The following is a 14,305-nucleotide window of genomic DNA, read 5'->3' as shown; positions in this document are numbered from 1 at the left end:
TTCCGCGAGTGTCAGAGACTCATCTGAGTTCGCCACAGGATTGCTACCGCCGGGTAGGGGTTCTCGCAGCTATCGGGATGGCCGGACATGACAACGGCGGGAGCGCGGGTGTCGAACACCCGTGCTCCCGCCGTAGTGAATTCGTCGGTTGCGCGCGCTCCGGTTACCGGCTGGTAAAGGGCAGCAGGGCCATCTCGCGGGCGTTCTTCACGGCGACGGCGACCTGGCGCTGCTGCTGCGGTGTGAGCCCCGTCACACGTCGGCTGCGGATCTTGCCGCGATCGGAGATGAAGGTGCGCAGCAGATTCACGTCCTTGTAGTCGACCGTCTCGATTCCCGCGGCGATCAACGGGTTCTTCTTCGGGCGACGGGCCTGTTCGGCGCGGACCTTCTTCGACGGTGCTCGCTTGACTGCCATATCAGCAATTCCTTCTGCGGGATCGGTAGGTCTTACCAGCTCGACTTGCGCACACCGGGCAACTCGCCACGGTGGGCCATCTCGCGCACACGCACACGGGACAGTCCGAACTTTCGGAGGTGGCCGCGCGGACGTCCGTCCGCGGCGTCCCGGTTGCGCAATCGTACCGGACTTGCGTCGCGCGGCTGTCGGCGCAGGGCGCGCTGCGCCGCCTCCCGGTCGGCCGCCGTGGTGCTCGGATCGCGGATGATCTCCTTCAGTTCGGCACGTCGTTCGGCGTAGCGCGCGACGACCCGCGCCCGCTGCTCGTTGCGTGTGATCTTCGACTTCTTCGCCATCAGCGGGTCTCCCTGAAGTCGACGTGCCTGCGCACGATCGGATCGTATTTGCGCAGCACCATCCGGTCCGGGTCGTTGCGGCGATTCTTGCGGGTCACGTAGGTGTACCCGGTGCCCGCGGTGGACTCCAGCTTGACGATGGGCCTGATCTCGGTCGATTTCGACGCCACGGTGGCCTCCTAGATCTTGTCGCCGCGAGCGCGGATGCGGGCCACGACGGCCTCGATCCCGTCCCGGTCGATGGTCTTGATGCCCTTGGCGGAGACCCGAAGCGTGATGCGCCGGTCCTCGCTCGGCAGGTAGTAGGTCTTGCGCTGGATGTTGGGGTTCCAGCGGCGGTTGGTCCGCTTGTGTGAATGCGAGACGGACTTGCCGAAGCCGGGCCTGCGCCCGGTGACCTGGCAGTGCGCCGACATGCGACTCCTTCGGTAGTTGACAATCATTTTCGACAACGCAGGTTCGAGACTGTACCCTCAGCTGGCAGCAAATGAAAATCATTATCGAAAGGAGTTCCGGTGGTTGTGCTCGGTCCCGGCCCGCTCCCGCCCGACCGCCGCACGCCGGTCGTGCTGGTCACGGGCTTCTCCGAGGTCGCGAGGGCGCAGGCCGACCGCGTCGCGCGCGCGGCGCTCGCCGCGAAAGGCACCGTCGTGGTCCACCACGACCTGGCCGAACTGGCCGAAGGCGTGGTCCGCAGAACCGTGCGCACCCACACCGGCAGCACCGCGACAATGCTCGAACTCGCGCACGGCTGCGTCTCCTGTACCCTGCGCGCGGACCTACTGCCGCTGCTCGTCACGCTCGCGGCCCGCGACTCGGTGCGCCGGATCGTGCTCCCGCTCGACCCCGCCTTCGAGGCCGAAGCGGTGTGCCGGGCCATTCACGACACGGTGATCACCGGCGTGATCGGGCGCGTCGACGGACCCGCGGGCCGTGACGTGCGCATCGAGGCCGTGCTGGCCTGCGTCGACGGCGCGCGCTGGCTCGGCGACGCCACCGGCGATGACACCCTCGCCGAACGCGGGCTCGCCACCGCCGACGACGACAGGACGGTCGCGCAGGTCGCGGTCGGGCAGGTCGACTTCGCCGACGCCGTCCTCGTCACCGGCACATCCGACCCGCTGGAGCGGGAACGGCTCGGCGCGGTCCTGGCGCGATTGGCCGCGCAGGCGCCGGTCGCCTGGATCGATGACGCGGTGGCGACGTGCGAGTCGAAGGATGCGGCGACTTCGGACGCGTTCGTTGACGCGGTGGCTCCGGGCGCGTTCGAGGCCGCGGTTGCTTGCGGTCCGTCCGAGGACGTGGTGGCCTTCGGCGCGGCCGAGGTCGAGGCGCTGCTCGCGCGGATCCCCGCCGACGCGCGCCGTGGTCGGATCTTCGACGCGCACGCACCACTGCTGCGCGGTCAGCCCCCGCTCGGCCCGGAATGCGGCGTCACGCTCATCGAATTCGCCGCGGCGCGGCCGTTCCATCCGGCGCGCCTGCACGGGGCGCTCGACGTGCTGTTCGACGGCGTGGTCACCGCGCGCGGCAGGTTGTGGCTGGCTACCCAGCCCGACGAGGTGGTGTGGCTGGAGTCCGCGGGCGGCGGTCTGCGGGTCGGCGGCGCCGGACGCTGGCTGGCCGCGATGGACGAATCCGAACTCGCCGAGGTGGATCCGCAGCGGCGCGCGCTCGCGGCGCTGCGCTGGGACGAGCGCTTCGGCGATCGCGACATCTCCCTGGTGATCCTCGCCTACGACGCGGATCCGGTGGAGATCCGCGAGGCGCTGCACTGGGCGCTGGTCGAGGACGACGAACTGCGACTGGTCGATCGCGCGCCCGAACGGGTCGCGCGGTGGGACGACCCGTTCGGCGACTGGCACGCCGATCCCTGCGGGGACGGCGAGCCGACGGAGGCGGCGCGGCCGCGACACACGAGAGGAGAAGGGCAGTGAAAGCAGGGATACACCCGGAGTACCACCCGGTGGTATTCGAGGACGCGAGCACCGGAAAGCGGTTCCTGACCAGGTCGACGGCGGTGAGCACGCGCACCGTCGAATGGTCGGACGGCAGCACCTACCCGTTGCTCACCGTCGATGTGACCGCCGACTCGCACCCGTTCTGGACCGGTGCGCATCGCGTGCTCGACACCCAGGGCCGGGTAGAGAAGTTCGAGCGTAAATACGGCAGGCGCCCGCGCCGAGAGGAGGGCTGACATGGCGGTGCCGAAGCGGCGGATGTCACGGTCGAATACCCGCAGCCGTCGATCGCAGTGGAAGGCGAAGGCGCCGGATCTCGTCACGGTGACGGTCGCGGGCGTGGCACACCGGGTGCCGCGCAGGCTGGTGAAGGCTGTGCGGCTCGGCCTGTACGACCCCGATCGGCGCTGATAGGACGAAGGTTGCGGAGATGAAAGCAACCTGTTGGCAAACAGTGTGATACGAGTCACTTGCTGTTATTCTGGAATAAAGCTTGCGCTCGAGTAACTGTCATCTGAAATACATACTAAGAGTTTGATTCAGGGCTCTATAAAAGTCTTTCGGAAACGGTGAAATTGCCTTCGCGGGCCGGTACTCTCGTGCGGGAGGGCGGGCTCTCCCGGTTTCCGAGAGAGCCCGCTCATCGCCAAGGTCAAGGCCGCTCGGCCGATGAATCCAGGAAGATGAATCCCGGAATTCGGTGCGTGCCAACGCATCGGACGTGTCATCGAGCCGCACGCCGCGCCTACCATGGCGAAAGGCGGTCCCGTCCTTCGGGGCTCTATCACCCCTTCGGCCACACCGTCGAAGGCTTCTCCCGCGCCGCGCTGTCGCGTCCCGGTACGCCGGGCAGTTCCGGCAGCAGCCCCTCCAGCCGATTCAGTTGCGTGCCGAGGAATTCCACCGGCCCCTCCAGCAGCGACAGCGGCCACGGCAGCCTGCGTTCCTCGAGCCTGCGCACCTCCTCGGCCAGATCGGCCGCCGTCACCTCCAATTCGCTGATCTCCGTTCGCAACTCCACCACCTGCCCGCGCAGCGCCGCCGCTTGGCCCTCGAGCTCCTCGATGCGCCGCAGCGCCGCCGCGACACCGTCGACCAGGCTGCGGTCGTGGCCGTCGGCATCCGCGCCGAGCTGCGGCCACCCCGTGAGATCCGGCCCGCGCAGCTGCGCCTGGATGTCACGCAGCACTGCCTCTTGCTCCGGCGTCACGCCCGACTCCTCTTCCACGACAACTTCGTCCGATCCGGCCACGTCGAACCGGCTGCCCCCCACAATAATTCGGGCCGCGGCGAAAATGCCGCGGCCCGAACGAATCAGCGTAGCGATCCCGGTTCCACCGGGCGTGTCACCGTGACTGTGGCGACCGCGCGCCGGTCGGGTGCGACGAGCACCGCGGTGATCGGAACCGCGAGCGACAGCGTGCCGACCACGAACATCGGGACGAGGAAGGTGAACAGATCCTCGCCGTCGGGAACCGAGATCCGGGAATCCACACGGATATCCAGGCCGGCCAGCCACAGATAGTGCGCACCGATCACGGCGAGCCCGAACACCACCGCACCGCCCGCGAGCGCGGGCATCGGCCAACTGTGCAGCACGAACCAGAGTGCGATGACCGCGGTGAGGCCGAGCAGCGCGATCGATCCGACGATCGGCGCCCAATTCAATTCGACAGTGCCCCTGACCTGTACGGCGTCCATGCCGACATACATCGCCAGCGCCAACCCCACCGTCATGGCCAGCGAACTGCCTGCCAGCCGCGTCCACTGGAGTCGCTGCCCGAGGAAGATCAAGCCCGCGAACACCGCGAGACCCGCGAGCACGGCCGCGCCGAGCATGCGAGGCACGTCGTAGCGGAACGTCGCGCCACCTGGCCCCCTGACCCCGAGCATCGACACGAAAACAGCGAGCCAGACCCCGATCGCACCGATCGAGATCGCCGCCGCGATCAGCCAGACCGTACGGAACCGTGAGGTCACCGACTTCTTGGACTGCCTGACGCACGTGAACCCGACCAGCGCGCCCGCGGCCGCGACCAGCACCGAAAGACCGAGCACCCAATAGCCCATAGCGAAATAGCTCACGCCAGGTTTCCTCTGCTACCCCTGGCCGACGGGCTGTTCGCGTTGCAGTTCCGCGAGGCGCTGAATCGCGTATTCGGTGACGGCCGCGAGTGATTGGCGCACCTCCATCGCGTTGCGCGCGTCGATGTCGACGATCGGCACCCCGGAGCGGACCGAAAGCGCCTCGCGCAGTTCGGCGACCGGGAAGCGCGGCGTGTCCGGAAAACGGTTGACCGCCACCAGGAACGGCAGCCCGCGCGCCTCGAAGAAGTCGACCGCGGCGAAGCTGTCCTCGATCCTGCGGGTGTCGACCAGCACCACGGCGCCGATCGCGCCGCGGATCAGGTCGTCCCACATGAACCAGAACCGGCGCTGTCCCGGCGTGCCGAACAGGTAGAGCACCAGGTTGCCCGGCAGCACGATACGTCCGAAATCCATAGCGACCGTTGTGGTCTGCTTGCCCGGCGTCGCCGCGAGGTCGTCGATGCCGTCGGAGAAACCGGTCACCATGGCCTCGGTGCGCAGCGGGACGATCTCCGAGACCGCACCGACGAAAGTCGTCTTGCCCGCGCCGAAACCGCCTGCGACAACGATTTTCGTCGAGGCGGTGCGGTTGTCCATCGGGGCCGAGCCGTACGGCTGGGCGTTATAGGGCGCGGAGTCCACGCAATGTCCTCTCCATCAATATGCGGCGCTCGTCATAACTCGCCTGGTCGCTGAGCGTCGAATGCACCCGAAGCGTGCCTGCGACGACCAGATCACCGATCACGACCCGGACCAGGCCGAGGGGTCGCTGCAACTTGGCGGAGATCTCGGCGACCGAGAGTCGCGCGGTGCCGAGCCGCACGATGTCGGTGCGCAGATCGCCGACCGGCCATTCGAAATGGGCAGTGTAGGAGATGGTCTCGATGACCGCCTCCAACGGGAGGTCGACCGCCGGTTCGGTACGTCCCGAGGTCAGCGCGTACGGGCGGACGCGAGTCGGGGGTGTTCCCGGCCCCCCGCCGGAAGGATTGGACATCGCACGCTCAGACAGCCGTACGGGCGGTGGCCGAGACCACCGACCCCACCCGGTCGACGAGCAGTGCCATCTCGTATCCGATGCGGCCGATGTCGTGCGTCTTGTTCGCGAGCACGGCCAGATGCGAACCGTTGCCGACCGTCATCACCAGTAGGTAGCCGCGCTGCATGTCCACGATCGACTGCATGACCTTGCCGCCGTTGAACAGTTGCGCCGCACCGCTGGCCAGGCTGGCGAGGCCTGCCGTCACGGCGGCCAACTGTTCGGCGCGGTCACTGGGCAGGTGCGGACTGGTCGCCTGGAGCAGGCCGTCGGCCGAGACGAGGACCGCGTGGGTCACACCGGGGACATCCCGTGTGAAGCGGGTGACAAGCCAGTTCAGGTTCTCGTCCGTCGTCGTGCTCGTTTTCTCGCTCATGCAAGCCCTCCATCGTTGTACTGGGCGTCGGCCCGACCACTGCGAACCCCGGTGAGATGCCTGGTCAGGCTGTTACGAATTTCTTCCGGATTCCGGGTGTTGGCCTCTTCGACGGGGGAGAGCCCGCCGGGTACCAACTGGGCGCCGGGCTGGCGGATCGGCAGCCCGCCGGAGGTGCGATTCGAAGTCGTCGGGTGGCTCGCCTCGGCGGCCGCGGCCCAGCCCGCGTCGGCCGGTGAAGTCCACGGGGTGACCTCGTCGCTGCCCTCGGCGGTCGAGGCGGGCTCGACCAGCCATTCGGAGACCATGCGCTGATAGATCGGGGTCGGCGTTTCGGCGGTGACCGGTCGCAGGCCGGTCGCGGTGGTCGTCGGGGACACCACACCCGAGAGTGTCTCGGGCTCGGGGGCCTTCGGGGTGGTTATCGGTTCGTAGGTCGTGGTCTCGGCCCACACGTCGACCGGCGCCGGTTCGGTGTTGCGCGCCTCGGCGCCCGGCTTGCGCTGCGGCAGCCCCGACTCGTTCGCCGACGGCAGAGCCAGCGGTTCGGCTGGTCGCCGTCCGTCGTCGCGGCGGTCGCCGAAGGGGCGGGAACGGCGACCGGGATCGGTAGCTTCGACATCGACCACCGGCGTCGGCCCGGAGTCGCGGTCGGCCGGTCCCGCGACCCGGATCGCGGGCCTGCGCTGCGGCAGCGAGGAGGTGCCGCTCACCTCGTAGCCCGAGGTGTGTTCGGGCAGCGACGGACTCGGCACCGGGACCAACATGCGCGGCTGCGGCGCGGTGTTCGGCGGCGAGGCCAGTTGCAGCGGCGGCTGCGGGCCCGCCTCGGGGGAGATGGGCACCGGCGAGACCAGGGTGCCTGGCAGGTGCACGCTCGAGGTGATGCCGGGCTGCTGGGCCATCGCCGAGGTGCGGCGCAGGTTGACCGTGATGTTGTGGCGTTTGGCGAGTCGGCCGACGACGAACAGACCCATGCGGCGGGCGGTTTCGACGGTGACCTCACCACCGGAGGCGAGGTGTTCGTTGGTGGTCTGGAGGTCGTCGGCGGACATACCGAGGCCGCGGTCGACGATCTCGATGAGGTAGCCGCCGTCCACCGCGCGCGCCACCGACACCGCGACCGGCGTGGTCGGCGGCGAGTACCGCAGCGCGTTGTCGATCAGTTCGGCGAGCAGGTGTTCGATGTCGACGGCGGGTTCACCGGGCACGATGCCGTCGGGCGCGGTGCCGATCTCGACGCGCTGGTAATCCTCGACCTGCGAGACCGCGCTCCAGAGCATGTCGGACAGCGGAACCGGGGGCAGGTGGCCGCGGCGCAGCGCGGTGCCCGCGAGGACGAGCAGGTTGTCGCCGTTGCGGCGCATGCGGGTGGCGAGGTGGTCGAGGCGGAACAAGCTCTGCAACCGCTCCGAGTCGTCCTCGTCGTGCTCGAGTTCCTCGATGAGGGTCAACTGCTGTTCGACGAGGGACTGGCTGCGCCGCGACAGGGTTTCGAACATGCTGCCGATCTGCAGGCGCAGGCGGGCCTGTTCACCGGCGAGATAGAGCGCGGCGTGGTGGATGTCGTCGACGGCGCGGGCCAGCTGACCGATTTCCTCGGTGGTGTCGATGTCGATCTGACTGCCTTCGGGGGTGCTGCCACCGGAGCGCACGACCTCGATCTCGTTGGGCAGGTCGACGTGGGCGACCTGGAGCGCGCCGTGGCGCAGGCGCCGAATCGGCACGACGAGCGAGCGGGCGACCGCGAGGGCGAGCACGAGGCCCGCGAGCAGGGTCGCGATCACGATCGCGATATCGCGCAGCACCACGCTGCGCAGATCGGAGGTCTTCTCGGCGAGTTTGACGTCGATCAGGTCGAGCAACGCCGATTTGGCGTCGCCGTAGCCGGTCTGGCTGGCGGCGAGCGCGTTCTGGATGGCCGGGTTGTCCGAGGCGGCGTTCTGGCCCATCGCGCCGATGCGGGTCTGCACCGCCTCGATGAGGGCGGTGGCGTTGGCCGCGGAATCGGGGCTCAGCTGCGCGTAGATGTTGACGACGACGATCTCGGCGCCGAGGGTGGTCAGCAGATTCAGCCGCGCGGTCTGGTTGCCCGCCGCGTCCATGGTCGCGACCATGAGGTGTTCCTGGGTGAGCATGCGACTCGCGTTCGCCAGCAGACCCAGCTGCAGAAAGTACCTCTGGATGGCGACCTCCTCGATCGAGGACGACACCGATGTCGCGGTGATGATTCGGGTGCCCACTTCGCCGACCTGCTCGGCGATGGTCAGTGGGGAACTGGTGCGAAGTCCGTTGCGCAGGTTGCGGCCCGCGGCTAGGGATGCGCCGAGTTCCTTGGTGACGTTACTAGGTTCGACCGCGCGCAGGGCGGTTTCCAGGTCCGCCGCGGACTGATCGAACTTCGCGCCCGCGCTGTCGATGTCGGGGCCCGCTCCGCCGGTCGTGACCGCCGTGACGGCCAACTGTTCGGCGGCGATGCCGTAGCCGAGCATCGGGCGCAGCAGCCGTGCCTGTTCGGCGGCACGGTCGAGCTGCGAGATCATGCCGAGCTCGTCGTTGATGCGCAACACCGCGAACGTCGAGGCCAGTATCACCGGTAGCAGCAGTACAACGCCGACCTTGCGGGTGACGGACCAGTTGGACAGCCTGAATTGCCTGGAACGCGGTGCTGATTCCATCCGCTTCCGTCGCCTCCACTCCGCGCGGGGTCCCCGGTGGCTTGTGGCTGTTCAACATAAGTGTGGGATGAACCTGCTGAGAACCAACTCGAGGTCTTCTTTTTACCGCTGGGAACATACCGTGCTAGCTGGGCAACGGCAATCTGGGGCACCCTCGTGCATTACCCTCGAATATGGCCGAGCAGAACATGTTTCGTACACAATGTGGTTAGCTGCATGGCGTGAATCGGACGATTCATAAGAAAGGCGCTGGTCACCGCCGTTCCAGCGCGGTTCGACGGTGCGCGGATCTTGTCGCGGCGTGTCGCAAGTGCGCCTCTCAGTAGGCTCTCAGTCGGTGCGGTCAAACTGTTGGCATGCGCATTCTGGTAGTCGACGACGATCGGGCCGTCCGGGAATCGCTGCGCCGGTCGCTGACCTTCAACGGCTACTCCGTCGACCTCGCGGTGGACGGGGTCGACGCACTGGAGAAGGCCACCGTGCAGCGCCCCGATGCTCTCGTCCTGGATGTCATGATGCCGCGCCTCGACGGGCTGGAAGTTTGCCGAAGACTGCGTAGCACCGGTGACGATCTTCCGATTCTGGTTTTGACCGCGCGGGATTCGGTTTCGGAAAGAGTTGCCGGGCTCGATGCCGGCGCCGACGACTACCTACCGAAACCCTTCGCGCTGGAAGAGTTGCTCGCCCGACTGCGCGCCCTGCTCCGCCGTCGCGCCGCCGATCCCGGCGACACCTCGGAAGCCATGCAGTTCGCCGACCTTTCCCTCGATCCGGTCACGAGGGAGGTCTCGCGCGGCGAACGATCCATCAGCCTCACACGAACCGAGTTCTCGCTGTTGGAAATGTTAATGGCGAATCCGCGCAGGGTGCTCACCCGCAGCCGCATTCTCGAAGAGGTCTGGGGATACGATTTCCCCACCTCGGGTAACGCGCTCGAGGTCTATATCGGCTACCTGCGCCGCAAAACCGAGGCAGAAGGCGAACCGCGATTGATACACACCGTGCGCGGCGTGGGATACGTCCTACGCGAAACACCTCCGTGATCATGGCGCGCACCGTCCCCCGACGATCCACCATCGCCACCCTCAGCCTCGCGCCCGAACCGGCCGAGATGCGTCCGCCCATGCCGCTGACCCGCTCGGTCTCGCTGCGCTGGCGCGTCACCCTGCTGGCCGCATCCCTCGTCGCGGTCGCGGTCGCCGTCACCTCCATCGCCGCCTACGCACTCGTGGCGCGTGCGCTCTACGCCGACGTCGACCAGCAACTGCACGACCGCGCCAACGCGGTCATCGCGAGCAACGCCTACGGCTTCAACACGCTGAACGTGATGGTCGCGGCCGCCTTCTACACCGACAGCGGCATCGCGCTCATCTACGGGCCGGAATACCCGCCCTACGTGCCGCCGCAGCGCACCACGCCGCCGGTGGGCGAACCCGAACTCGCGGTCGCGCGCGGCGAGCGCACCTCGTCGCTGCGCACCGCCGACAACCAGCGCGTGCTCGCCGTGAGCACCAATACCGGCCCGACGCTGGTCATCTCCCAGCGCCTCGAACCAACCCGCGAAGTCCTCGACCGGCTGTCCTGGCTGCTGTTCGTGGTCGGCGGCTGCGGTGTCATCGCCGCCGCCGCCATGGGCACCGCGGTCGGCCGCACCAGCCTGCGCCCGGTCGCCCGGCTCACCGCCGCCACCGAACGCATCGCCCGCACCGACGACCTCACCCCCATCCCCGTCAGCGGTGACGACGAACTGGCCAGACTCACCGAGAGTTTCAACACCATGCTGCGCGCACTGGCCGAATCCAGGGACCGGCAGAGCAGGCTCATCGCCGACGCGGGCCACGAACTGCGCACCCCGCTGACCTCGCTGCGCACCAACATGGAACTGCTCATCGCCTCCAGCAGGCCCGGCGCGCCGCATGTGCCCGACGAGGACATGGCCGAACTGCGTTCCGACGTCATGGCCCAGATCGAGGAATTGTCGACGCTGGTCGGCGATCTGGTCGACCTCGCCCGCGAGGACGCGCCGGAAGCCATCTACGAGCGCGTCGACCTCGGCGAGGTCACCGAACGCGCACTCGAGCGAGTGCGCAGGCGGCGAGCCGGAATCGACTTCGTCGCGGAATTGCGCCCGTGGTTCGTCTACGGCCACGACGCCGGACTCGAACGCGCGGTCCTGAATATCCTCGACAACGCGGCGAAATGGAGTCCATCCGGGGCACAGGTATTCGTCACCATGCGCGAAACCGGACGCGGACTACTGGAATTATCGGTCGACGACGCGGGACCCGGTATTCCGATAGCCGAACGCGAACTCGTCTTCGAACGCTTCTATCGCACCACCGTCTCGCGTTCCATGCCGGGTTCGGGACTCGGGCTCGCCATCGTCAAACAGGTTGTCACCAAACACGGCGGCACCATCACCCTCGACACCTCGGCCCGCGGCGGCACCCTGATGCGCATGGTGCTGCCCGGCGAGGCCGCCGCGGTCCCCATCGACGTCCCCGTCGATGATCCCGCCTGACATCTCGGAAAACTGCAAGCACGGTCTCAGTCCGCTCTAAGCCGTCGTCGCCAAGCTTGGAACAGACGTTGAGGAGAATCGAGAGAAGCGATGACCGAGGATTTCCAGAACCGCCAGGGGGAACCGGCGACAGCGGGCCACGATCCCACGTCGCGACTCCCGACCGGGGGCGCACCCGAGCATTCGGTGTGGGGCAGACCGGGTAGCGCACCCGGCGACCACTTCGGCGGGCCGAGTGTCACCGGTGCGAACCCCGCCGTCCCATCCGGCGGCGATCAGCAGTCCTCGGGCGCCGAGCCTTCCCGGGCAGAGCAGGCCAAGGGTGCGTTCGGTGCGGCACAGGCTCACGGCGGCCCCGGCGCCGCTCAGGCACACGGTGCGTCCGGTTCGGCGCATTCATCGAGCGGGCACGGTGCGGGGCAGACCTACGGTGCGTCCGGTGGGGCTTCGGGAGCGTTAGACGTTGGGCAGGCCAACGACGGACCCGGTGCGGGTGGGGCTTCGGGTGGACCCGGTGTCGGTCAGACGCACGGCGCGCCCGGTTCGGGGCAGGCTTACGGTGCGCCCGGGTCCCCGAGTGGACTCGGGGTGGGCCGGACGCCTGGCGTGTCCGGTGCCGGGCAGGCTTACGGTGCGGCCGGGGCTTCGGGTGAGCCGGGTGTGGGGCAGGCTTACGGTGCCCCCGGTGCGGTGCATGCCTACGGTCCGCACGAGGCGCGGAATGCCTATGGCGGGCCTGCGTATCCGCCCGTGCCGCCGACCGGAACCGGTACGGCCGTGGCCGCGCCGCCTGCGCCGCGGCGTCCGATTCGCACCGGGCTGATCGCGGGTGCGGTGGCGCTGGCGTTGGTCAGCGGTGGTGTCGGTGGCGCGGTCGGCGCTCTCGTTGCGGGCGGTGACGATGGGCGGGTGCCGGTCGTCAACGCTCTCGACGCGCCGAAGCCCAATGTCAACAATGTCTCCAACGCGCCCGCGGGCTCGACGCAGGCGGTGGCGCAGAAGGTGCTGCCGAGTGTGGTGATGATCAAGGTCGCCAGTTCGCGTGCCGAAGGTGAGGGGTCGGGGGTGATCCTGTCGTCGGACGGGTTGATCCTCACCAACAACCATGTCGCGGCGGGCGGCGGTGCGGGCACGAAGATGGAGGTGGTCTTCTCCGACGGCACCACGGCTCCAGCGACGCTGGTCGGCGCCGATCCGGTTTCCGATCTCGCGGTGGTCAGAGTGCAGGGCAAGACCAACCTCACGCCCATCGAACTCGGCGCGTCCCAAGGTCTTCAGGTCGGCCAGCCGGTCATCGCCATCGGCTCGCCGCTCGGGCTGGCGGGCACCGTCACCACCGGCATCGTCTCCGCGCTGAACCGGCCGGTCTCCACCCAGGGCGAATCCGCCTCCAGCCAGGTCAATCCGGTCATCGACGCCATCCAGACCGACGCGGCCATCAATCCGGGCAACTCCGGCGGCGCGTTGGTCGACGGCGCGGGCAAGCTCATCGGCATCAACACCGCCATCGCCAGCCTCGGCGCGGGCGACGGCGCGAACGCGCAGAGCGGGTCCATCGGTCTCGGCTTCGCGATCCCGGTCGACCAGGCTCGCCGCGTCGCCGACGAACTCGTCAAGACCGGTCGGGCCACCTACGCCCAGGTCGGCATCAAGCTGCGCCCGCAGGACACCGCGGCGCGGGTGCTGGAATCCACGCCGGACGGCCCGGCCGCCAAGGCGGGCATTCCGGAGGGCGCCGTGATCACCCGGCTCGACGACCGGCCCATCGACTCCGGTAACGCGCTCATCGCGGCGGTCCGCTCGCATCAGCCCGGCGACAAGGTGAAGATCACCTACACCGACGCGCAGGGCAACAACCCCAAGACCGTCGAAGTCACCCTGTCCGGCGCGCCCGCGGACGGTGGCCGGTGATGCGGGCCGGAGGGCGCGACGGCGTCCCGGTGCTCGTCGACGGCGTCGATTCGCTGTGGTCCGGAACGGGGTTGACCAGCGCTGCGGTCGAACTCCTCGGCGCAGGCGCTACGGTGAGCACCATGGAAATCGATGCTCCGGTCGCGGGGCGTGCACTGGTTGTGGTCGTCGATGATCGAACGGCGCATGGAGGTGAGGATTCGCTGGGTCCGCTGGTGACCGAGCTGCTCACCGAGGCGGGTTTCCTTGTCGACGCCTCGGTGTCGGTGCAGGCCGACGAGGTCGAGATTCGCAACGCCCTCAACACGGCCGTGATCGGCGGCGTCGACCTGGTGATCTCGGTCGGCGGCACCGGCATGTCCCCGCGCGATGTCACACCCGAGGCCACCTCGCAGGTACTCGACCGCGAATTGCAGGGCATCAGCGAGGCGTTGCGCGCGTCGGGCCGGGTCGCCGGATCGCTCGACGCGGGCCTGTCGCGCGGCCTGGCGGGCGTGTCCGGCAGCACCCTCGTGGTGAATCTGCCGGGTACCCGCGCGGCGATCCGCGACGGTATGGCAACCCTCGGGCCGCTCGCCAGCAAGGTGATCGGCGAACTCTCGGGATTGGTCGAGTAGATCTCCGCCTCCGCTTCTTCCGACGACCCCCGCCCGGCCGCGCGCCGGGCGGGGGATGCCGCGCGACTGGACCGAATCTTCGGCACGGCGCTGCCCGACACCACCTCCGACGAGCGCGAGACCGACGTTCGGGCCGATTCCGACCCTGACGAGTGGTTTCGCTCGCAGGTTCCACCCCATCACGGCTGACCCCCATCTACGTATCTACTTGGTAGCTCAGTACTTACCGGGTACGTACTCAACCTCACATCTTTCGCGATTCATCGGTGATTCGGGTGTCACATATCCGGGCTCGCGCAGTAATACCGGATGGATATTTTGCGAACAGAATGTTTCGGACGGTCGAATCTTCCACTTC

At 68.2% G+C, this 14,305-nt stretch carries 17 protein-coding genes; 7 read left to right on the top strand and 10 right to left on the bottom strand.

The annotated features are described in order from the left end of the window. Window positions 1–163 precede the first annotated feature (163 nt). Genes rpsR through rpmB form a run of 4 tightly spaced genes read right to left on the bottom strand, consistent with a single transcriptional unit; the run spans window position 164 to window position 1,172 of the window. The gene (gene rpsR, locus IT779_RS07735; protein WP_011211513.1) at window positions 164–418 is read right to left on the bottom strand and encodes a 30S ribosomal protein S18; all 255 of its coding nucleotides are present in this window, start codon (window positions 416–418) and stop codon (window positions 164–166) included. Window positions 419–450: 32 nt separating this feature from the next. Further along, complete coding sequence (gene rpsN / locus IT779_RS07730) at window positions 451–756, bottom strand: 30S ribosomal protein S14 (protein ID WP_196148432.1); 306 nt, start codon at window positions 754–756, stop codon at window positions 451–453. Further along, window positions 756–926, bottom strand: coding sequence for a 50S ribosomal protein L33 (rpmG, locus tag IT779_RS07725; protein WP_196148431.1), 171 nt, complete (start codon window positions 924–926; stop codon window positions 756–758). Before rpmG ends, rpsN begins: the two co-directional genes overlap by 1 nt. Window positions 927–935: 9 nt before the next feature. Next, window positions 936–1,172: a 50S ribosomal protein L28 gene (gene rpmB / locus IT779_RS07720; RefSeq protein ID WP_196148430.1), complete on the bottom strand. Its 237-nt coding sequence runs from the start codon at window positions 1,170–1,172 to the stop codon at window positions 936–938. Window positions 1,173–1,277: 105 nt separating this feature from the next. Between rpmB and mrf the strand changes: the two genes are divergently transcribed. The 3 genes from mrf to rpmF are packed head-to-tail and all read left to right on the top strand — an operon-like array spanning window position 1,278 to window position 3,128. Continuing rightward, entirely contained in the window at window positions 1,278–2,693 is a 1,416-nt protein-coding gene (gene mrf / locus IT779_RS07715) for a ribosome hibernation factor-recruiting GTPase MRF (protein ID WP_408637739.1), read from the top strand. Continuing rightward, window positions 2,690–2,953 (top strand): type B 50S ribosomal protein L31, encoded by a 264-nt coding sequence (locus IT779_RS07710; protein ID WP_196148428.1) that lies wholly within the window; start codon window positions 2,690–2,692, stop codon window positions 2,951–2,953. The genes mrf and IT779_RS07710 overlap by 4 nt, the downstream gene beginning before the upstream one ends. Window position 2,954: 1 nt before the next feature. Further along, window positions 2,955–3,128, top strand: coding sequence for a 50S ribosomal protein L32 (gene rpmF, locus IT779_RS07705; RefSeq protein WP_196148427.1), 174 nt, complete (start codon window positions 2,955–2,957; stop codon window positions 3,126–3,128). Window positions 3,129–3,501: 373 nt separating this feature from the next. Here the strand turns inward: rpmF and IT779_RS07700 are convergent, their stop codons facing one another. The 6 genes from IT779_RS07700 to IT779_RS07675 form a co-directional block, all read right to left on the bottom strand. Next, entirely contained in the window at window positions 3,502–3,927 is a 426-nt protein-coding gene (locus IT779_RS07700; protein WP_196148426.1) for a hypothetical protein, read from the bottom strand. Between the two features lie 104 nt (window positions 3,928–4,031). Beyond that, on the bottom strand, window positions 4,032–4,802 hold the full coding sequence (locus IT779_RS07695; protein WP_196148425.1) for an MHYT domain-containing protein: 771 nt from the start codon (window positions 4,800–4,802) through the stop codon (window positions 4,032–4,034). A 15-nt stretch (window positions 4,803–4,817) separates the two neighbouring features. After that, window positions 4,818–5,402 carry a GTP-binding protein gene (locus IT779_RS07690; RefSeq protein WP_196148586.1) on the bottom strand — a complete coding sequence of 195 codons (585 nt, stop codon included), beginning with the start codon at window positions 5,400–5,402 and terminating at the stop codon, window positions 4,818–4,820. Between the two features lie 25 nt (window positions 5,403–5,427). After that, a complete protein-coding gene (locus IT779_RS07685) occupies window positions 5,428–5,802 on the bottom strand; it encodes a DUF742 domain-containing protein (protein ID WP_054816146.1) in 375 nt (124 codons plus the stop codon). A gap of 7 nt (window positions 5,803–5,809) precedes the next feature. Next, the gene (locus tag IT779_RS07680; protein ID WP_196148424.1) at window positions 5,810–6,220 is read right to left on the bottom strand and encodes a roadblock/LC7 domain-containing protein; all 411 of its coding nucleotides are present in this window, start codon (window positions 6,218–6,220) and stop codon (window positions 5,810–5,812) included. After that, window positions 6,217–8,898 carry an ATP-binding protein gene (locus IT779_RS07675; protein ID WP_196148423.1) on the bottom strand — a complete coding sequence of 894 codons (2,682 nt, stop codon included), beginning with the start codon at window positions 8,896–8,898 and terminating at the stop codon, window positions 6,217–6,219. Before IT779_RS07675 ends, IT779_RS07680 begins: the two co-directional genes overlap by 4 nt. A 356-nt stretch (window positions 8,899–9,254) precedes the next feature. Between IT779_RS07675 and IT779_RS07670 the strand changes: the two genes are divergently transcribed. The 4 genes from IT779_RS07670 (at window position 9,255) to IT779_RS07655 (ending at window position 13,947) form a co-directional block, all read left to right on the top strand. After that, complete coding sequence (locus IT779_RS07670; protein ID WP_196148422.1) at window positions 9,255–9,941, top strand: response regulator transcription factor; 687 nt, start codon at window positions 9,255–9,257, stop codon at window positions 9,939–9,941. Between the two features lie 2 nt (window positions 9,942–9,943). Continuing rightward, window positions 9,944–11,419 carry an ATP-binding protein gene (locus tag IT779_RS07665; RefSeq protein WP_196148421.1) on the top strand — a complete coding sequence of 492 codons (1,476 nt, stop codon included), beginning with the start codon at window positions 9,944–9,946 and terminating at the stop codon, window positions 11,417–11,419. Between the two features lie 606 nt (window positions 11,420–12,025). Beyond that, window positions 12,026–13,330 (top strand): S1C family serine protease, encoded by a 1,305-nt coding sequence (locus tag IT779_RS37540; RefSeq protein WP_408637738.1) that lies wholly within the window; start codon window positions 12,026–12,028, stop codon window positions 13,328–13,330. Between the two features lie 122 nt (window positions 13,331–13,452). Further along, window positions 13,453–13,947, top strand: coding sequence for a MogA/MoaB family molybdenum cofactor biosynthesis protein (locus IT779_RS07655; RefSeq protein ID WP_196148584.1), 495 nt, complete (start codon window positions 13,453–13,455; stop codon window positions 13,945–13,947). Window positions 13,948–14,305 lie beyond the last annotated feature (358 nt).

This window comes from Nocardia bovistercoris (assembly GCF_015674855.1).
GTDB lineage: Bacteria > Actinomycetota > Actinomycetes > Mycobacteriales > Mycobacteriaceae > Nocardia > Nocardia bovistercoris.
This window is presented reverse-complemented; position numbering and strand designations above follow the sequence as displayed.